We start from the raw sequence: 17,724 nt of genomic DNA, 5'->3' as shown, positions 1-17,724 counted from the left end.
AAGGGAGACCTGCTCACGTCCTGTCTGCTGGGCTGGCGTCGCAACTTTGCTTAGATTCCCCGGCAGATGAACCTGCTGAGTCGCAGCGCCTCCTATTCCGACGGTGACCGGCTGGACGTGGCCGGGGCGTCCGTGCGGCTGAAGGTGAACCGCCGGGCCCGGCGCGTGTCTCTGCGGCTCGACCGCACCCGGCGCGAGATCGTCGCCACCGCGCCGTCGCTGCGCCGCCTGCCCGAGGCCGCCGCCTTCGCGCGCTCGCGCGCCGCCTGGATCGCCGAGCGGCTGGCCGAACTGCCCCGGGCCGAGGCGCTCCGGCCCGGCATGCTGATCGAGGTGTTCGGCCGCCCCGTGCGCCTCGAGGCCGGCGCGGGCCGCGCCCGCTGGATCGAGCCGGCCGACGGCTCGACGCCCCGCATCGCCGCCATGGGCGAGGGCGAGGGCTTCACCCGCGCCGTGATCCTGGTGATCCGGAAGAAGGCCGCCGAGGTGCTGGGCGCGCGAACGGCCCACTATGCCGCCGCCCTCGGCGCGCCGACGCCGAAGGTCACCGTCGCCGACGCCAGGTCGCGCTGGGGCTCGTGCCGGCCCGGACCGCGCGGGACGCCGGGCGCCGTCCGCTACTCGTGGCGCCTAGCGCTGGCGCCCTTCGAGGTGGCCGACTACGTCGCCGCCCACGAGTGCGCGCACCTCCTGGAACTGAACCACGGCCCGCGCTTCTGGGCCCATGTGCGCAACCTGGTCGGCGACGAACGCCCCCACCGCGCCTGGCTGCGGGCGGAAGGCGCCCGTCTTCACGCCTTCGGAAGATAGCCTCTCTTCCTCTCGGACTGGGGGCGGCCCGTCCGCCCGATTCATGAACCGCAGAGATCGCGGAGACACGCAGAGAGGTCGCGGATGCAACGGAATCCTCCGCGATCTCCGCGGTTCGACCGACGGCCTTTCGGCCGCCCACATGCGTATGCGATCGCCCTGCCCCGGCGGGGCAGGGAAGTCAGAACGGCGGGTCCTGCGGGCGTCGGTCGCGGTCGCGGGGTCTCGGCGGGGGGCGGTCGTCGAACTCCGACGGCGGCGGCTCGTTGCGGTCGCCGCGGAAGAAGCCGGTGACGCCGTCGATGAGCTGGTCGATCGGGCCGTCCTCTTCGGGCGGGGGCGGAGCATAGTCGCCGCCCGGGATCGCCGCCACCTTCAGGCGCGGCAGGGCGGCGGTCATGTAGTCGCGCCAGATGCCGGCGGGCGCCGCGCCGCCCGTGACCCGCTTCATCGGCTTGTTGTCGTCCTTGCCCACCCAGACGGCGGTGACGAAGCCGCCCGTGTAGCCGACGAACCAGGCGTCCCGGTAGTCGCTGGTCGTCCCCGTCTTGCCGGCGATGTCGTAGCCCGGGACCTTGGCGCGGCCGCCCGTGCCGCCGTTGACCACGCCGCGCATCATCGAGACCATCTCGCCCAGCGCCGGCTGGCCGATCACCTGCGCCCGCGGCGGCTGGTCCATCCCGTGTTCGTAGAGCACGCGGCCGGCGGCCGTGCGGATGCGCTCGACGCCGAAGGCCCGCGCCAGGAAGCCGCCGTTGGAGAAGGGCGCGTAGGCCTGGGCCATCTCCAGGGGCGAGACCTCGACCGCGCCCAGCGCCATCGAGGGATCGAGCTGGATCGGCGACGAGATGCCGAGCCGGCGCGCCGTCGCCGCCACGTTCGACGTGCCGACCTCGTTGGCGAGCCGCGCCGCCACGGTGTTCACCGACTGCGCCAGCGCCGTGCGGATGGTGATCGGGCCGAGGTACTCGCCGGTGTAGTTCCGCGGCTCCCACGTCCCGATCCGGATCGGCTCGTCCACCACCGGCGTCTCGGGCGTGCGGCCCGCTTCCATGGCGGTCAGGTAGACGAACGGCTTGAACGCCGATCCGGCCTGCCGCCGGGCCATGGTGGCGCGGTCGAACTGGGTCTGCAGGTAGTTCGTGCCGCCCACATAGGCGCGGATGTGGCCTTCGCCGTCGATGGAGACCAGCGCGCCCTGCTCGACCCCCTGGCCCCTGGCCGCCGCGACGCCCGCCGAAACCGCCTGTTCGGCGCTGGCCTGCAACGGCAGGTCCAGCGTGGTCTCGACCACGAGGTCCTCGGTGGGCTCGCCCACCAGGGCGCGGACCTGGTCGTCTGCCCAGTCGGTGAAGTATTGCGCCCGCTGGTTCGCCAGCACCGGATTGACGCGCACCTTGGCGCGGATCGCCGCATCGCGCTCGGCCGAGGTGATGAACCTGGCCTGCACCATCTCGTTCAGCACGATGGTGGCGCGGCGCGCGGCCCGGTCGGTCGAGGCCACGGGCGAATAGCGCGACGGCCCCTTCATGATCCCGGCCAGCAGGGCGCTCTCGCCCAGCGTCAGTTGCGCGGCGGGCTTGCCGAAATAGCGCTGCGAGGCGGCCTCGATGCCGTAGGCGCCGGCGCCGAAGTAGACCCGGTTCAGGTAGAGTTCGAGGATCTGCTTCTTCGAGAACTTGGCCTCCAGCCAGACCGCCAGGATCAGCTCCTGCGCCTTGCGGCGGTAGTTCTGGTTGGCCGTGAGGAACAGGTTCCGCGCAAGCTGCTGGGTGATGGTCGACCCGCCCCGGAGCGGCCCGCCCTCGTCCTTGTGCTGCATGTTGTAGATCTGGCTGCGGGCGATGCCCCACGGGTTGAACCCGAAGTGCCAGTAGTACCAGCGGTCCTCGATGGCGATGAACGCCTTGGGCACGTAGGGCGGCAGCTTGTCGAGATCGACGGGCGGCGCGTACTGGCTGCCGCGCACGGCGATGAGGCCGCCCGAGCGGTCGAGGTAGCTGACCGAGGGCTGGCGCTTCACGTCGTAGAGCTTCGACGTGTCGGGCAGGTCGACCGCGAACACCGCGAAGAAGGCGACCAGGAAGATCAGGCCCCAGACGCCCAGCACCAGCGTCCAGTAGATCAGCCCCTGCAGGAACGAGCGCCTGGGGCGCTGCGGCTGCTGCTGGCGCCCGCGGCCCGGCGGCTGCGCATTGGCCATTCGGATGTTCTTCCTAACCGCTCACGACCGAAGACGGCCCTGCCCTTAGCCAAAGCCGACGGAACGCCCAACATGATTGACGAGATATGAACGGATGCCCGCCAACCGCGGCGTTTCGAGGGCGGGCGTCGACGAGGCCGGTCGCGGCGGCGCCTTCGCAGATCGGCTCTGCATTCTCGCATAGCGCTATAGAACATTTTGCAGTTGCGCAGGCGATCTTAACACCGTTATCTTTACATTGCTCAGTTCGACGTGCGCCAACGGGAGGGGATACCCGGCGGCGGGCCAAACGCGGCGGGCCGGGCCGGTAGTCAAATCCTTGATGCTGAAAACTCCCCGAACGCTGGAGGGCTCAATGAAGCTCCAAATCCTCGCGGCCTGCGCCGCCCTCGCCTCCCTCACCGCCGGTCAGGCGCTCGCCGCCGACGCCATCACCGCCAAGCTGGCCTCGCCCGTCGCGGCGAAGACCAAGTTCATCGCCGGCGGCGCCATGTTCAACTGCGACGCCGACGCCTGCGTGGCCATGGCCCCGACCTCGCAGACCTTCGCCGTCTCCACCTGCAAGGCGATCGCCGACAAGGTGGGCGTGGTGGCCTCGTTCGACGGCCGCAAGTCGCTGGACGAAGACAAGCTCGCCGACTGCAACGCCAAGGCCGTCGCCAAGGCCGGCTCGACCACGCTGGCCAAGCAGTAAGCCAACGGACTCCCAGCAGCTCTCTAGTCGAGCTTCTGTCACGCCTGGCCCGCGGGGAGACCCGCGGGCCTTTCTTTTTGCGTCGGCGCGCGATTGACGATCTTTGCCAAGCGAGGACTGCAGTCCTCGCCCACGGGTTACGGCTGAGCAGCCTTCCCTCACGGCGCCCCGTCCCTCTCGGTTGCGGCGCACAACGTCGCGTGCTAGTGAGCGCGCGGCTTTGGGCCGGGGGTCATGCACGACCCTGGGTCCGACGTGCTTTTTTCAAGCGCTTTCAAGCCTTTAGCCGCAGCGGACCGGTCCGTTTGCGGCGCGCGAAATACGACCCGGGCGGACAGTAGTGGCAGACGACTCCAGCGCAGCGAACGTGGGCCTCAGATACGCCCAAGCCCTCTTCGATCTGGCGAGCGATGAGAAGAACGTCGCCGCCGTCGAGAAGGACCTGCAGTCCCTGAAGGCCGCGATGGCGGACTCGAAGGACCTGCGGACCCTCATCGGCTCGCCGACCTTCAGCGCCGAGGACAAGGGCAAGGCCCTCGTCGCCGTGGGCGCCAAGGCGAAGTTCAACATGACGACGCTGAAGTTCCTGGGCCTCCTGGCCTCGAACGGCCGCGCCGCCGCCCTGCCCAGCGTCATCGACGCCTACGCCAGGCTGTCGGCCGCCGCCCGCGGCGCCGTCTCGGCCGAGGTCACCACCGCGATCCCGCTCACCGCCGCCCAGGCGAAGGGCGTGCAGGCCGCGCTCCGCCAATCGCTGGGCAAGGACCCTGAGATCACGACCCGCGTCGATCCGGCCCTCCTGGGCGGGATCAAGGTGAAGGTCGGCTCCCGCCTCTTCGACGCTTCGCTGAAGTCGAAGCTCGACTCCCTGAAATTCGCCCTCAAGAGAGCGTAGAAACGATGGATATCCGCGCCGCCGAGATCTCGGCCATCCTCAAGTCCCAGATCGCCAACTTCGGCGAGGAAGCCGACGTATCGGACGTCGGCTCCGTGCTGAGCGTCGGCGACGGCATCGCCCGCGTCTTCGGCCTCGACAACGTCCAGGCCGGCGAGATGGTGGAGTTCCCCTCCGCCGGCGTGAAGGGCATGGCCCTGAACCTCGAACGCGACAACGTCGGCGTCGTGATCTTCGGCCAGGACCAGGCCATCAAGGAAGGCGACGAAGTCCGCCGCCTCTCGGAGATCGTGGACGTGCCGGTCGGCCGTGGCCTGCTGGGCCGCGTGGTCAACCCGCTGGGCGAGCCGATCGACGGCAAGGGCCCGATCCAGAACGTGGCCGAACGCCGCCGCGTGGACGTGAAGGCCCCGGGCATCATCCCGCGCAAGTCGGTGCATGAGCCGGTGCAGACCGGCCTGAAGGCCATCGACAGCCTGATCCCCGTCGGCCGCGGCCAGCGCGAGCTGATCATCGGCGACCGCCAGACCGGCAAGACCGCCGTGGCGATCGACACCATCCTGAACCAGAAGGCGATCAACGCCGGCACGGATGAGAGCGCCAAGCTCTACTGCATCTACGTCGCCATCGGCCAGAAGCGCTCGACGGTCGCCCAGATCGTCAAGACGCTCGAGGAGCGCGGCGCGCTCGACTACACGATCGTCGTCTCGGCCACGGCGTCCGAGCCGGCGCCGCTGCAGTTCCTGGCCCCGTTCGCGGGTTGCGCCATGGGCGAGTGGTTCCGCGACAACGGCATGCACGCCGTCATCATCTACGACGACCTTTCCAAGCAGGCCGTCGCCTACCGCCAGATGTCGCTGTTGCTGCGCCGCCCGCCGGGCCGCGAAGCCTATCCGGGCGACGTGTTCTACCTGCATAGCCGGCTCCTCGAGCGGGCTGCGAAGCTGAACGAGGACAACGGTTCGGGCTCGCTGACGGCGCTGCCGCTCATCGAGACCCAGGCCAACGACGTGTCGGCCTACATCCCGACCAACGTGATCTCGATCACCGACGGCCAGATCTTCCTCGAGACCGACCTCTTCTTCCAGGGCATCCGCCCGGCGGTGAACGTCGGCATCTCGGTGTCGCGCGTGGGCTCCTCGGCGCAGATCAAGGCGATGAAGGCCGCGTCCGGCCCGATCAAGGGCGAGCTCGCCCAGTACCGGGAAATGGCCGCCTTCGCGAAGTTCGGTTCGGACCTCGACGCCGCCACCCAGCGCATGCTGGCCCGCGGCGAGCGCCTGACCGAGCTCCTGAAGCAGCCGCAGTACGCGCCGCTGTCGGTCGAGGAGCAGGTGGCGGTGATCTACGCCGGCACCCGCGGCTACCTCGACAAGGTCGCGACCAACCAGGTCGGCCGTTTCGAGCGCGAGCTGCTCTCGAACCTGCACGCCAAGCACCAGGGCCTGCTGGACAAGATCCGCACCGAGAAGGACCTCAAGAACGTCGAAGACGATCTGAAGGCCGCCCTCGCGGCGTTCGCGGACACCTTCGCCTGACATCCTGATGGTCGCGGATCAACCCAAAGCACTGGGCGCCTGGTCGGGCGAGTTCGGTGATCGGTATACGGCGCGCAACGCCCGTACCGCCGACGCCGTCCGCGGCCGCGCGCGCGTCTGGGGCGAGGTGTTCCGCACGATCGTCGGCGACATGCCGGCGTCGGCGCTGGAGGTGGGCCCGAACCTGGGCCTCAACCTCCAGGGCATCCAGGCGCTCGCCGACGTGGACCTCTGGGGCATCGAGCCGAACCCGGCCGCGCGCCGGCGCCTGGTGGAAGACGGGATCCTGCCCGCCGACCGCGTGATCGAAGGCTTCGGCCACGAGATCCCGCTGGCCGACGGGGCGGTGGAGATGGCCTTCACCTCGGGCGTGCTGATCCACGTGGACCCCAGCCTGCTCGACCGGACGATGCGCGAGATCCATCGCGTCTCGTCCAGGTACGTCTTCTGCGCGGAGTACTTCTCGCCCAAGGCCGAGACGATCTCCTACCGCGGCGAGACGGACCTGCTCTTCAAGAACGACTTCGGGTCGCTCTACCTCGACAATTTCCCCGACCTCGTGCTCGTCGACTACGGGTTCTTCTGGCGAAGGACGACCGTGATGGACGACAGCACCTGGTGGCTCTTCAGGAAGGCTTGACGGCGTATGGCCAGCGTCAAGGAGATGCGCGTTCGGATCGCTGCGGTGAAATCCACCCAGAAGATCACGAAGGCGATGCAGATGGTGGCGGCGGCGAAGCTGCGCCGCGCGCAGAACGCCGCGCAGGACTCGCGCCCCTACGCCCAGCGCATGGCGGCGGTGATCGCCAACCTGGCGGCCGGGGTCAGCGGCGACGGCGCCCCGAAGCTGCTGGTCGGCACGGGGTCGGACCAGCGCCACCTGGTGGTGATCGCGACGTCGGACCGCGGCCTCGCGGGCGGCTTCAACACCTCGATCGTGCGGGCCGCGCGCCAGCACATCGACGGCCTGCTCGCCGCCGGCAAGGACGTGAAGATCATCACCGCCGGCCGCAAGGCCCGCGACCAGCTCCGCCGGCTGCACGCCACGCGCCTCGTCGAGGGCTACGAGGTCGGCGGCAACCCGTCGCTCGCCGTCGCCGAAGAGGTGTCGGCCAAGGTCCAGGCGCTGTTCGAGGCCGGTGAGGTCGACGTCGTCACGCTCTTCTTCAGCCAGTTCAAGTCGGTCGTCACCCAGACCCCGACCGCGCGCCAACTGATCCCGGCCGAGGTCGCCGATGGCGGCGCGGTCCCCGCGCAGGCGGGGATCGATCTGAAGGGCGCGTCCTACGAGTACGAGCCGGACGAAGCCACGATCCTCGCCGACCTCCTGCCGCGCAACATCACGACCCAGATCTTCTCCGCCATGCTGGAGAACCAGGCCGGGTTCTTCGCCGCCCAGATGACGGCGATGGACAACGCCACCCGCAACGCCGGCGACATGATCGCCAGCCTCACCCTGCAGATGAACCGAGCCCGCCAGGCGCAGATCACCAAGGAGCTGATCGAGATCATCTCCGGCGCCGAAGCGATCTAGACCGAACACACGAAAGAGAACGACGATGGCCACCACCACCGCCAAAAAGCCCGCCGCCAAGGCCCCCGCGAAGGCTCCGGCCAAGCGCGCCCCGGCCAAGTCCGCCGCCGCCCCGCAGGCCGCCGCCGCCCAGGGCGTCGCCACCGGCAAGCTGGTGCAGATCATCGGCGCCGTCGTCGACGTCGAGTTCGACGGCCACCTGCCGGCGATCCAGAACGCGCTGGAGACCACCAACACCGACCAGCGGACGGGCCAGCCCTTCCGCCTGGTGCTGGAAGTGGCCCAGCACCTCGGCGAGAACACCGTGCGCGCCATCGCCATGGACACCACCGAGGGCCTGACCCGCGGCCAGCCCGTGGTCGACACCGGCAAGGCGATCATCGTGCCGGTGGGCCCCGCCTGCCTCGGCCGCATCATGAACGTCATCGGCGACCCGATCGACGAAGCCGGCCCGATCGACTCGGCCTTCTCGGCGCCGATCCACCGCGAGGCCCCGTCCTTCGCCGAGCAGTCGACGCAGGCCGAGGTGCTGGTCACCGGCATCAAGGTCATCGACCTGCTCTGCCCCTACACCAAGGGCGGCAAGATCGGCCTGTTCGGCGGCGCCGGCGTCGGCAAGACCGTGACGATGCAGGAGCTGATCAACAACATCGCCAAGGCGTACGGCGGCTACTCCGTGCTGGCCGGCGTGGGCGAGCGGACCCGCGAGGGGAACGACCTCTACCACGAGATGATCGAGTCCAAGGTCAACATGGATCCGAAGGAGAACAACGGCTCGACCGAAGGCTCCAAGTGCGCCCTGGTCTACGGCCAGATGAACGAACCCCCGGGCGCCCGCGCCCGCGTGGCCCTGACCGGCCTGGCCCAGGCGGAGTACTTCCGCGACCAGGAAGGCAAGGACGTGCTCCTGTTCATCGACAACATCTTCCGCTTCACCCAGGCCGGCTCGGAAGTGTCGGCGCTGCTGGGCCGCATCCCCTCGGCCGTGGGCTATCAGCCGACGCTGGCCACCGAGATGGGCAACCTGCAGGAGCGGATCACCTCGACCTCGAAGGGCTCGATCACCTCGGTGCAGGCCATCTACGTGCCCGCCGACGACCTGACCGACCCGGCGCCGGCCGCCTCGTTCGCCCACCTGGACGCGACGACCGTGCTGAGCCGCGACATCGCCGCCCAGGCCATCTTCCCCGCCGTGGACCCGCTGGACTCCACCTCGCGGATCATGGACCCGCTGGTGATCGGCGAGGAGCACTACCAGGTCGCCCGCCGGGTCCAGGAGACCCTGCAGACCTACAAGCAGCTCAAGGACATCATCGCCATCCTCGGGATGGACGAGCTGTCGGAAGAGGACAAGCTGATCGTGGCCCGCGCCCGGAAGATCCAGCGCTTCCTGTCGCAGCCGTTCCACGTGGCCGAACAGTTCACCAACACGCCCGGCGTGCTGGTCAGCCTCGAAGACACCATCCGCTCGTTCAAGGCGCTGGTGGACGGCGAGTACGACCACCTGCCCGAGCCGGCCTTCTACAACGTCGGCAACATCGAGGACGCGGTCCGCAAGGCCGAAGCCCTCGCCGCGGAAGCGTAAGGTCGATGGCCGAGAAGCTGCACTTCTCCCTGGTCTCGCCGGAACGGGAACTGTTCTCGGGCCCGGTGGACCAGGTGGACGCGCCGGGCTCCGAAGGCGACTTCGGCGTCCTGGCGGGCCACGCGCCGTTCATGACCGCGCTGAAGGAAGGCCCCGTGCGGGTCCACGCCGACGGCCGGGTCACCACCTACGAGGTCCGTGGCGGTTTCGCCGACGTGACGCCGGAAGGGCTCACGATCCTGGCGGAGCACGCTTCGGAAGCGGCCTGAACAGGCATAGATTTGACTGCCGTAAATTGGCCGTCTTCGGGCCTTGCATAGGGCGTGATGACCAAGTTCTATGCCCGGCACAGTCAGGGGTTTTTGAACATGCGCCGCCTCGTCCTCCCGAGCCTGATCCTCGCCGCCGGCCTCGCCGGCGCGGCCTACGCCCAGGACCCGGCCGCCCAGCCGGCGCCGCCCGCGGACGCCGTTCCGGCTCCGCCGGCCGAGGAAGCCGCGCCGCCGGCCGCTGCGCCTGCCGCCCCGACCGTGGAAACGCCGGCCCCGCCGCCGCCGACCCTGCCCACCGCCGGCCCGGGCTTCGACGCGATCCAGATCATCGAGAAGGTCTGCGTGCCGGTCGTGCGCGGTGAGTCGCTGGACTCGGTCGCCAAGGCCAACGGCTTCAAGATGAACCGGCGCGACCAGACCTGGAGCCGCCAGTTCAACGCCGACAACAAGGCCTCGCAGGTGATCGTCTTCCCGACGGGCTCGAACCGGACGGTCTGCAACGTCGAGCTCCGCTACGCGATGGGCGCCGACGTCGACATCGCCAAGTCGCTGAACGTCTGGTCGTTCGTGCATCAGCCGCCGCTGGACCCGACCGCCAACTACACCCAGCCGCAGGACCCGGACGGCCTGAAGCGCGTGCGCCGCTCGTGGGAGTACCTGGAGCAGGGCAGGTCGGTCGGCCTGAACTTCTCCACCGTGCGCAAGCCTGACGACAGCGCGCTCTCGCCCAAGTACGACACGGGCACGATGCAGTATCAGGAACGCGCTCTGTAATGAGCGCGCTCGACGCCGCCGGCCTCGCAGGCGTGCTGATGATCCTGGTGGCCTACGCGGCCGCCGCGATGGGCCGGCTGGACGCCAACCGGCCCATTTCGCTGCTGGCCAACATGGTCGGCGCGAGCCTGATCCTGGCCTCGCTGCTGGCGGGCGACTTCAACCTCTCGGCCACCGTGATGGAAGGCGCGTGGGCGCTGGTTGCGGCGTTCGGCCTGTTGCGCTGGGCGCTGACCCGGAACCGGGCCTAGGGTCCAGGGTCAAATCCTTCAGCGCGAATGCAATGACTTCCGCGATCAGCGGGAGTTGTTGGATCAACTCAGCTCGCGTTGGACCTGGCCCCCTAGGCGTCGACCAGGACCTCGGTCTCGAGCCAGTCCAGCACGATCGCGGCCGCGTCTTCCCAGCCCTCCTCGCCGATCAGCCAGTGGCTCATGCCGGGCAGCGCTTGGAAGCGGCCGCCGATGCGCTGGGCGGTCTGGCGGATCGTCGCGGCGGGATGCACCACGTCGCGCTCGCCGGCGAGCGCCAGCGAACGGCACGGCAGCGGGCCGGAACCCACGCTGGTGGTCATGAACGGGTCCAGCCACCAGTTCAGCACCTCGCGCACCGCCCGGCTGCTCTCGGGCCGCAGGCGGTCGAGGATGGCGTCGCGCTGCGCCTTGGCGACACGGTCCAGGCTGTGGTGGCGCATCAGGCGCCGGTCGGGCTGCACCGCGCCCGAGAAGAACGGGTCGACCATCTGCACGCCGAAGGCGGTGATCGCCTCCTCGACGCTGGAGCCCGGCACGCCCCAGGGGGCCGACGGCGCCAGCAGCGCCAGGGCCTTCGCGTGCATCCGGCGCGCGGCGAGCTGGCAGACGAGCCCGCCCATGGAGTGGCCCAGCAGCACCGGGCGCTCGGGCAGGCCTTCGCAAAGTTGCACGACCGCGCGGGCGTAGTCGCTCATCGAGAGGCCGGCCACCGATCCACCCGGCGCGTGCCCCGGCAGGTCGGGCGCATGCACGGTCCAGCCGCGCGCCTCGAAGGGCTCGCGGAAGGCCTCGAAAGCCCAGCCGCCGCAGAAGGCGCCGTGAACCATCACCACAGTCGGCATGCTATCCCCCAACGCCGCTGGGGCGTCGCCCGCACCCTAGACCGAAGTCGCGAAGGCTTCGTGCAGGAATCAGGCCGCGGAGCTCTTCGTCGCGGCGAAGGGCGCGAAGGCCCGGGCGACCGCTTCGTAGGTCGCCCGCTTGAACGGCACGATCAGCTCCGGCGTCTCGGCCAGGTAGCCCCAGCGCCAGGCGTCGAACTCCTGCTGGTGGTGCGAGGCCAGGTCGAACTCGGCCTCGCCGCCGTCGAAGCGCAGCGCGAACCACACCTGCTTCTGCCCCCTCCAGCCGCGGGAGAGCTCCTGCGCCACGAGGGGCGGGTAGTCGTAGGTGAGCCAGCCGTCCGTACGGCCGAGATAGGTCGCCGTCGTCGCGCCGGTCTCTTCCCGCAGCTCGCGCCGCGCGGCGGCCTCCAGGTCCTCGCCGTCGTCGACGCCGCCTTGCGGGAACTGCCAGCAATGGGACCCCTCGGTCCTGCGCCGCTTGCCCAGCCAGACGCGGCCGTCCGGATGGAACAGCACCACGCCCACGTTGGGGCGGTAGGACGACAGGTCGATCGTGGTCATCGGGCGGGCGGCGCGTCAGCGCTTGGCGGTGAGGGCGCTGGCGGGCGCCAGCAGGTAGCCCCTCTGTTCCACCGCATTGGCCCAGGACGCAACCTTCTCCAGCGTCACGGGATAGGCGAAGCCCGAGCCCAAGGCCTGGCCCCGCTGCAGGGCGCCCGATTCCAGCGCCGAGAGCTGCTGGTCGATGGCCGGGCCCGACAGCTTGTCGTCGATCACCCGCTCCGCCGTGGCGCGGGCCATGCCGCCGCCGCGCCGCGCCGCCGATCCGTCGTCGATGAAGGCGAGGCCCCGGCCCTTCACGGAGCTGGCGAAGGCGTTGTAGGCCGCGTCGGTGGCGAGGAAGCGCGAGCCCAGGTAGTTGGTCAGGCCGAAGTAGCCGGTGGCGCGGCTGAGGATCCACTCCAGCTTCTTCACCGTCTCCGGCGGCTGGCCGGCGGCCATCAGGGTGTAGGGGCCGGGGTCGTTGTCCGGATAGTCGACCGGCTCCATCGGCGTTTCCAGCAGCACCTCGTGGCCGTGGGCGCGGGCCATGTCGATCCAGCCCTGCAGGCCTGCCGCATAGACGACGAACGACAGCGTGATCTCCGGGCGCAGCGTCTCGATCGCCTGGCGGGTGGCGCGGGCGTTCAGGCCCAGGCCGCCGATGACCAGCGCCACCTTGGGCCGCCCGTTGGCCGTGAACGGCCGCGCATAGGCCTGGGCCGGCGTGCGGCCGTCCTGGGCGATGATCGGCAGCGGGCCGCCGGGGCCCGGCGCGTAGAACCCGGCGATGGGGGAGACGGCGAGGCCCGGGCCGGCGTAGACCGGCGCCGGCGGCGAAGGCGTGGCGGGCGCGGCCGCGCCGGGCGCTAGCGGGCGCTCGGAGAGGCTGACCACGTCGCGGTAGGTGTGCGGCTGGCCGTGTGCGGGCTTCAGCGCTTCGCGCCAGCCCGCCGGGGCATGGCCGGCCTCCAGGGGCACCCGGACCTCGGTCGCGGCGCCGCCCACCGGGCCCAGCAGGTTCGCCAGGGCGAACACGCAGCCCGCGAACAGCGCGGACGCCGCGCCCAGGCCCACGGCCGGGCTCGTGAACACGCCCCGCAGGTCGATCTGCGGCGCCTTCAACCGGGGAAGCGCTATGCTGGCCAAGGGGAGCCCTCCTCAGCCGACACCCTCGCCCGACATGGTTAACGCCGGCTTTCGGCGGGCTCGCCCAGCCGCTGCGAAGCGGCGCCTTCCGATTCGAGGAACCACGGAATACGCGGAATGGCGCGGAAGGCGTCGGCGCTGTTTCCGCGTTCTTCCGCGTATTCCGTGGTTCCAAGACGACTGAGCCTCCGCTTTCGCGGAGGCTCGCCGAAAGCACTGGAACGGCGCTCGTCTACTTCTGCGTGGTCTGCGGCGGCTTCACTTCGGCGACCTTGGCCTTCGAGACGATCTCGGCCAGGCGCGCCGTCGGCTTCGGCAGCTTCGGCGTGGCCGCGACCGAGCCGTACTTCAGCACGTCCATGGCGCGGGCCACCTGGAAGTCCTTCTTCTCGTCGAAGCCTTCCGGGGGCGCCTCGGCGGGCTCGTGGGCGCCGCGGCGCACCTTGCCCTCGTCGGCGTTCAGGGCGTTCTTGAAGCTGGCCTCCGAGAACTGGTAGCTGCGGTTGGCGATGATCTGCGCTTCGTCGCGGCTGGACGCGACCTCGAGGTCCGGCGTGATGCCGGTCTTCTGGATCGAGCGGCCGGACGGCGTGTAATAGCGCGCCGTGGTCAGCTTCAGCGCGCCGTCGATGCCGCCGCGCAGCGGGATCACGGTCTGCACCGACCCCTTGCCGAAGCTGGTGAGGCCCACCAGTTCCGCGCGCTTGCGGTCCTGCAGGGCGCCCGCGACGATCTCCGCCGCCGAAGCCGAGCCCGAGTTGATCAGCACCACGATCGGCATGCCCTTGGTGATGTCTCCCGGGCGGGCGTTGTAGCGCTCGACGTCGCGCGGGTCGCGGCCGCGCTGGCTGACGATCTCGCCGCCTTCCAGGAACAGGTCCGACACGCCGACCGCCTGGTCGAGCAGGCCGCCCGGGTTGTTGCGCAGGTCGAGGATCAGGCCCTTGGCCTTCGGGTTCTTGGCCCGGGCGTCGGCGAACGCGGCCTCGGCCTCGTCCGTCGTCTTCTCGTTGAAGCTGGCGATGCGCAGGACGATGTCGTCGCCCTCCAGCCGCGCCGTCACGTTCTTCGGCTTGATGACCTCGCGCACGAGCTTCACGTCGAACGGGTCGGACTTCTCGCGCGCGATGGTGAGCGAGACGGTCTCGCCCGGCTTGCCGCGCATCTGCTTGACGGCCTCGGTGACCGACAGGCCCAGCACGCTCTCGCCGTTCACGGCGGTGATATAGTCGCCGGCCTTGATCCCGGCGCGGGCGGCGGGCGTGCCGTCCATCGGCGAGATCACCTTCACGACGCCGTCTTCGCTGGTCACCTCGATGCCCAGGCCGCCGTACTCACCGCGCGTCTGGTCGCGCATGTCGTCGAAGTCCTGGGGATTGAGGTAGCCGGAGTGAGGGTCGAGCGAGGTGAGCATCCCGTCGATCGCCGACTGGATCAGCTTCGTATCGTCCACTTCGGTGACGTACTGGTTCTCGACGGTGTTCAGCACGTCGCCGAACAGGCCGAGCATCCGATAGGTCTTGGCCCGCGGCTGCGAAGAGGCCAGCGCCTGCTGGCTCACGTAGGCCATGGAGCCCGCGCCGAGAACGAACGCCGACGCACCGATCAGGAGATACTTCTTCATAGCCTGGCTCAGACTCCCTTTCGCGGAGATGCCCCGCTTATGGATCAGGCCGAAGCGACGGTTTTGAGGCCGCAATCAGCCCGACTTGTTTCAACCGCCCGCCTTGGCCAGCCACCGGGCCGGATCGACGGGCGAACCCTGCTCGCGGACCTCCAGATAGAGTTCCGAGGCCGCATGTCGGTCACCGGTAGCCCATCCGACAGGTTGACCCTCCGCGACGGATTGTCCGACCTCGATCGACGTTCTCTCCAGACCAGCAAGCACGAGATGATATCCACCGGCTAGTCTTAATATCACGATGACGCCCCAACCCTTTACCGGGCCCACGTACTGGACGGACCCCGACGCCGGGCTGACGGCCTGGCCGCCCCCGGGCGCGGACAGCGTCAGGCCGTTGGAGCGGCCGCCGCCGGCGAGCGGGTCGCCGAACTTCCGCAATACGCTCCCGGCGACCGGATAGACGAGGCGCGTCGGCGGCGTGAGCTGAGCCGTATCGTCGCCGACCGCGCCCCTGAGTCGCAGGCCCGCCGACGACGCCGGCGTCGGCAGGGCTTCGGCCGCGAGGCTGTCGCGCTCGAAGAGGGCCTCGCTCTGGACGGCCGCCAGCCGCCGCTGGCGCATCACCTCGGTCGCGCCCTGGGCGTAGGTCTGGGCGCGGCCGGTGAGCTCGGGCGTCATGGCGCGCACCAGGATCGCGGCGCGCACGGCGTCGCGGGCGTCGTCGGGCGAGACCAGCAGCGCCGGCGGCGGATCGCGCCGCAGCAGCTCCAGAACCGACAGCAGCCGCGAGAGCCGGTGGGTGTTGGCGCCCTGGTCGACCGACAGCGTGGTCTCGGCCGCGTTCAACCGTTCGAGCCGGTCGGTCGTGGCGGCGAAGGCGGCGGCGCCGGCCAGCAAGGCCGCGGCGCCCGAGAGGAGGAGAATCCGCATCAATCCCGATGATACGGCGATCCGGCGAGAATGGAGACAGCGCGGTAGATCTGTTCGGCGAGCATCGCGCGGGCCAGGGCGTGCGGCCAGGTCTGCGGCCCGAACGCCAGCGTGCCCTGCGCCGCCTTCACGAGCTCCGGATCCAGCCCGTCGGCCCCGCCGATCAGGAACACGAGCCGCCGCACGCCGCGGTCCCGTAGCATCCCGATCTCTCCGGCGAAGGCGCGCGAGGCCCGCGCCTTGCCGCGCTCGTCGCAGGCGATGACGTGGCTGCCGGCGAGATGGGGCCGGAGCGCCTCGGCCTCGGCCGCCTTGCCGGGCTTCCGGCTCTCGACCTCCACCACCTCGACCGGCCCGAGGCCGAGCGCACGCCCGGCCGCGGTGGCGCGCTCGACGTACAGCTTCACGAGCTCCGTCTCGGGCGAGCGGGAGAGCCGCCCGATGGCGACGACGGCCATCTTCATGCGAGCGGCAGCGCCCCCTCCACGCTTCGGGTCCCCCTCCCCCATGAACGGGGGAGGTACTGGAAAACGCGAACCTCCCCTGCGCAGCGGGGGAGGGGGACCGCGAAGCGGTGGAGGGGGCGCTGGGTCTGCACGGCCGTCAGGTCAACGGCGGCGGTGCGACGAAGCCGCCGAACTCGCGTTCCAGCAGGCCGGCCACGTGGATGGTCGTGCGGTCTTCGAGATATGGGCCGATCACCTGCAAGCTCATGGGCAGGCCGCCACGGGTGAACCCCATCGGGCAGGCCGTCGCCGGAAGGTTGGGCAGAAGCGCGATCCCCGGCCAGGCGATCTGGCCGAAGTAGGGCGTCGCCTCGCCGTTGACGACATGGATCCGGGCCTGCTGGTCAGGATTGTCGTCGTGCGGGAAGGCGGGGACGCCGAACGTCGGCGCCAGCACCACGTCGAACGCCTCGAAGAACGCGCCCCAGGCCCGGCGGAACGCCAATTGGGCGTCCAGCAGGTTCATCCACTCATGGGCATTGATCGGGGTGGCGCCCGGCGTTCCGCGCGACATCGCCGCGCCGAGCAGGCCCATGTAGACACCATGCTGCGCCGCGAGGTCGGGCAGCAGGTCGCTGCTGCGCGTGACGCGGGCGCCCAGACGGTCCAGCCGCCGCGCCACCTCGTCCAGCGCCTGGGCGATCTCGTCGTCCAGGGCCGCCACCGGATGTCGGTCGATCACGAAGACGCGGTGGTCGGCCAGATCGGCCTGGCGCGGCGCAGGCAGGTCCAGCCGATAGCCCACGGCTTCTTCCGGTTCGGGGCCGGCCAGCACGCCCAGGGCGAGATCGAGGTCGGCGGCGCTGCGGGCCAACGGGCCGACGACGGCCAGGGCGATCGGCCCGGCGTCCAGGCCGGGCGGCGAGTGTCCCCTCAGCGGAATCACGCCGTAGCTGGGCTTGTGGCCATAGACCCCGCAGAACCCGGCCGGGACCCGGATCGAGCCCCCGATATCCGAGCCCAGCTCCAGCGGCGTCATCCCCGCCGCCAGCGCCGCGGCGCTGCCCCCGGAAGAGCCGCCCGGCGAGCGCGAGAGGTCCCACGGATTGCGGGTGCGACCGTAGACGGGATTGTGGCTCTGCCAATCGGCGAGGAAGGGCGGCACATTGGTCTTGCCGACGATGATCGCGCCCGCCGCCTTCAGCCGCTGGACCGCCACCGCGTCGGTGGGCGCGGTCCAGCCGGTGAACGCCGGGCTGCCCCAGGTGGAGGGCAGGCCCTCGACGTTGTTGCTCTCCTTCACCGTCATCGGCAGGCCCAGCAGCGGGCGGCGCTCGCCCTTGGCGATCAGGGCGTCGGCCGCGCGGGCGGCGTCGCGGGCGCGGTCGAAGTCGCGGACGACGACCGCGTTCAGCGCGCGGTCGCGGTCCTCGATGCGCGCGATCAGCGCATCGGTCAGCTCCAGCGCCCCCACCTTCCGCGCGGCGAGCATCTCGACGAGCTCGCCCGCGGTGTGATCGACGACATCGCGGCCCACCGTCTCGTGGCTGGGGGTCTCGGACATGGCGTGCTTTCTCCCTGGAAGGATCGCATCACCCGGCCCGGCCGGAGTCCAGCCGCGAATGACGGGC

The 17,724-nt window shown here is 70.3% G+C and carries 18 protein-coding genes; 10 read left to right on the top strand and 8 right to left on the bottom strand.

Annotation, left to right across the window (positions count from 1 at the left end; genetic code table 11):
* Nucleotides 1-66: 66 nt before the first annotated feature.
* Nucleotides 67-810 carry a M48 family metallopeptidase gene (locus KF737_RS17045; protein ID WP_296457587.1) on the top strand — a complete coding sequence of 248 codons (744 nt, stop codon included), beginning with the start codon at nucleotides 67-69 and terminating at the stop codon, nucleotides 808-810.
* 181 nt (nucleotides 811-991) lie between these two features.
* Here KF737_RS17045 and KF737_RS17040 read toward each other — a convergent pair whose 3' ends face one another.
* Complete coding sequence (locus KF737_RS17040; RefSeq protein WP_367273248.1) at nucleotides 992-3,013, bottom strand: transglycosylase domain-containing protein; 2,022 nt, start codon at nucleotides 3,011-3,013, stop codon at nucleotides 992-994.
* A 355-nt stretch (nucleotides 3,014-3,368) separates the two neighbouring features.
* Here KF737_RS17040 and KF737_RS17035 point away from each other — a divergent pair, with 355 nt between their 5' ends.
* From KF737_RS17035 to KF737_RS16995, 9 genes are all read left to right on the top strand, one after another.
* On the top strand, nucleotides 3,369-3,707 hold the full coding sequence (locus tag KF737_RS17035) for a hypothetical protein (RefSeq protein WP_296457584.1): 339 nt from the start codon (nucleotides 3,369-3,371) through the stop codon (nucleotides 3,705-3,707).
* A gap of 340 nt (nucleotides 3,708-4,047) precedes the next feature.
* Nucleotides 4,048-4,602 (top strand): F0F1 ATP synthase subunit delta, encoded by a 555-nt coding sequence (locus tag KF737_RS17030; protein ID WP_296457581.1) that lies wholly within the window; start codon nucleotides 4,048-4,050, stop codon nucleotides 4,600-4,602.
* 5 nt (nucleotides 4,603-4,607) lie between these two features.
* Nucleotides 4,608-6,140: a F0F1 ATP synthase subunit alpha gene (atpA, locus tag KF737_RS17025; RefSeq protein WP_296457577.1), complete on the top strand. Its 1,533-nt coding sequence runs from the start codon at nucleotides 4,608-4,610 to the stop codon at nucleotides 6,138-6,140.
* Between the two features lie 7 nt (nucleotides 6,141-6,147).
* Nucleotides 6,148-6,780: a pseudaminic acid biosynthesis-associated methylase gene (locus tag KF737_RS17020; protein ID WP_296457575.1), complete on the top strand. Its 633-nt coding sequence runs from the start codon at nucleotides 6,148-6,150 to the stop codon at nucleotides 6,778-6,780.
* 6 nt (nucleotides 6,781-6,786) lie between these two features.
* Nucleotides 6,787-7,674 (top strand): F0F1 ATP synthase subunit gamma, encoded by an 888-nt coding sequence (locus KF737_RS17015; RefSeq protein ID WP_296457573.1) that lies wholly within the window; start codon nucleotides 6,787-6,789, stop codon nucleotides 7,672-7,674.
* Between the two features lie 25 nt (nucleotides 7,675-7,699).
* Nucleotides 7,700-9,259, top strand: a complete 1,560-nt coding sequence (atpD, locus tag KF737_RS17010; RefSeq protein WP_296457570.1) for a F0F1 ATP synthase subunit beta — start codon at nucleotides 7,700-7,702, stop codon at nucleotides 9,257-9,259.
* A gap of 5 nt (nucleotides 9,260-9,264) precedes the next feature.
* The gene (locus KF737_RS17005) at nucleotides 9,265-9,528 is read left to right on the top strand and encodes an ATP synthase F1 subunit epsilon (RefSeq protein WP_296457567.1); all 264 of its coding nucleotides are present in this window, start codon (nucleotides 9,265-9,267) and stop codon (nucleotides 9,526-9,528) included.
* A gap of 99 nt (nucleotides 9,529-9,627) precedes the next feature.
* Nucleotides 9,628-10,305, top strand: coding sequence for a hypothetical protein (locus KF737_RS17000; protein ID WP_296457564.1), 678 nt, complete (start codon nucleotides 9,628-9,630; stop codon nucleotides 10,303-10,305).
* Nucleotides 10,305-10,556 carry a hypothetical protein gene (locus tag KF737_RS16995; protein WP_296457562.1) on the top strand — a complete coding sequence of 84 codons (252 nt, stop codon included), beginning with the start codon at nucleotides 10,305-10,307 and terminating at the stop codon, nucleotides 10,554-10,556. The genes KF737_RS17000 and KF737_RS16995 overlap by 1 nt, the downstream gene beginning before the upstream one ends.
* Before the next feature lie 92 nt (nucleotides 10,557-10,648).
* On the opposite strand, the gene KF737_RS16990 is transcribed toward KF737_RS16995, so the two are convergent.
* The 7 genes from KF737_RS16990 to KF737_RS16960 form a co-directional block, all read right to left on the bottom strand.
* The gene (locus KF737_RS16990; RefSeq protein WP_296457559.1) at nucleotides 10,649-11,401 is read right to left on the bottom strand and encodes an alpha/beta hydrolase; all 753 of its coding nucleotides are present in this window, start codon (nucleotides 11,399-11,401) and stop codon (nucleotides 10,649-10,651) included.
* A 69-nt stretch (nucleotides 11,402-11,470) separates the two neighbouring features.
* Nucleotides 11,471-11,965, bottom strand: coding sequence for an RNA pyrophosphohydrolase (locus KF737_RS16985; RefSeq protein ID WP_296457556.1), 495 nt, complete (start codon nucleotides 11,963-11,965; stop codon nucleotides 11,471-11,473).
* 15 nt (nucleotides 11,966-11,980) lie between these two features.
* Entirely contained in the window at nucleotides 11,981-13,093 is a 1,113-nt protein-coding gene (locus tag KF737_RS16980) for a divergent polysaccharide deacetylase family protein (protein ID WP_296457553.1), read from the bottom strand.
* 232 nt (nucleotides 13,094-13,325) lie between these two features.
* Nucleotides 13,326-14,717, bottom strand: a complete 1,392-nt coding sequence (locus KF737_RS16975; protein WP_296457550.1) for a S41 family peptidase — start codon at nucleotides 14,715-14,717, stop codon at nucleotides 13,326-13,328.
* Between the two features lie 90 nt (nucleotides 14,718-14,807).
* Nucleotides 14,808-15,647: a peptidoglycan DD-metalloendopeptidase family protein gene (locus tag KF737_RS16970; protein WP_296457547.1), complete on the bottom strand. Its 840-nt coding sequence runs from the start codon at nucleotides 15,645-15,647 to the stop codon at nucleotides 14,808-14,810.
* Nucleotides 15,647-16,111: a 23S rRNA (pseudouridine(1915)-N(3))-methyltransferase RlmH gene (rlmH, locus tag KF737_RS16965; RefSeq protein WP_296457545.1), complete on the bottom strand. Its 465-nt coding sequence runs from the start codon at nucleotides 16,109-16,111 to the stop codon at nucleotides 15,647-15,649. Before rlmH ends, KF737_RS16970 begins: the two co-directional genes overlap by 1 nt.
* 139 nt (nucleotides 16,112-16,250) lie before the next feature.
* Entirely contained in the window at nucleotides 16,251-17,657 is a 1,407-nt protein-coding gene (locus KF737_RS16960; protein WP_296457543.1) for an amidase family protein, read from the bottom strand.
* Between the last annotated feature and the right edge of the window lie 67 nt (nucleotides 17,658-17,724).

The sequence above is a fragment of the Phenylobacterium sp. genome (assembly GCF_019636135.1).
Taxonomy (GTDB): domain Bacteria; phylum Pseudomonadota; class Alphaproteobacteria; order Caulobacterales; family Caulobacteraceae; genus Phenylobacterium.
This window is presented reverse-complemented; position numbering and strand designations above follow the sequence as displayed.

Bases quoted from the DNA above. Each gene is read 5' to 3' on its own strand.
- KF737_RS17040 (WP_367273248.1), bottom strand. From the start codon at position 3,013: ATGGCCAATGCGCAGCCGCCGGGCCGCGGGCGCCAGCAGCAGCCGCAG.
- KF737_RS16960 (WP_296457543.1), bottom strand. From the start codon at position 17,657: ATGTCCGAGACCCCCAGCCACGAGACGGTGGGCCGCGATGTCGTCGAT.
- KF737_RS17035 (WP_296457584.1), top strand. From the start codon at position 3,369: ATGAAGCTCCAAATCCTCGCGGCCTGCGCCGCCCTCGCCTCCCTCACC.
- KF737_RS17000 (WP_296457564.1), top strand. From the start codon at position 9,628: ATGCGCCGCCTCGTCCTCCCGAGCCTGATCCTCGCCGCCGGCCTCGCC.
- atpD (WP_296457570.1), top strand. From the start codon at position 7,700: ATGGCCACCACCACCGCCAAAAAGCCCGCCGCCAAGGCCCCCGCGAAG.
- atpA (WP_296457577.1), top strand. From the start codon at position 4,608: ATGGATATCCGCGCCGCCGAGATCTCGGCCATCCTCAAGTCCCAGATC.
- KF737_RS17005 (WP_296457567.1), top strand. From the start codon at position 9,265: ATGGCCGAGAAGCTGCACTTCTCCCTGGTCTCGCCGGAACGGGAACTG.
- KF737_RS16975 (WP_296457550.1), bottom strand. From the start codon at position 14,717: ATGAAGAAGTATCTCCTGATCGGTGCGTCGGCGTTCGTTCTCGGCGCG.
- KF737_RS17015 (WP_296457573.1), top strand. From the start codon at position 6,787: ATGGCCAGCGTCAAGGAGATGCGCGTTCGGATCGCTGCGGTGAAATCC.
- KF737_RS16970 (WP_296457547.1), bottom strand. From the start codon at position 15,647: ATGCGGATTCTCCTCCTCTCGGGCGCCGCGGCCTTGCTGGCCGGCGCC.
- KF737_RS16985 (WP_296457556.1), bottom strand. From the start codon at position 11,965: ATGACCACGATCGACCTGTCGTCCTACCGCCCCAACGTGGGCGTGGTG.
- KF737_RS16995 (WP_296457562.1), top strand. From the start codon at position 10,305: ATGAGCGCGCTCGACGCCGCCGGCCTCGCAGGCGTGCTGATGATCCTG.
- rlmH (WP_296457545.1), bottom strand. From the start codon at position 16,111: ATGAAGATGGCCGTCGTCGCCATCGGGCGGCTCTCCCGCTCGCCCGAG.
- KF737_RS16990 (WP_296457559.1), bottom strand. From the start codon at position 11,401: ATGCCGACTGTGGTGATGGTTCACGGCGCCTTCTGCGGCGGCTGGGCT.
- KF737_RS17020 (WP_296457575.1), top strand. From the start codon at position 6,148: ATGGTCGCGGATCAACCCAAAGCACTGGGCGCCTGGTCGGGCGAGTTC.
- KF737_RS17045 (WP_296457587.1), top strand. From the start codon at position 67: ATGAACCTGCTGAGTCGCAGCGCCTCCTATTCCGACGGTGACCGGCTG.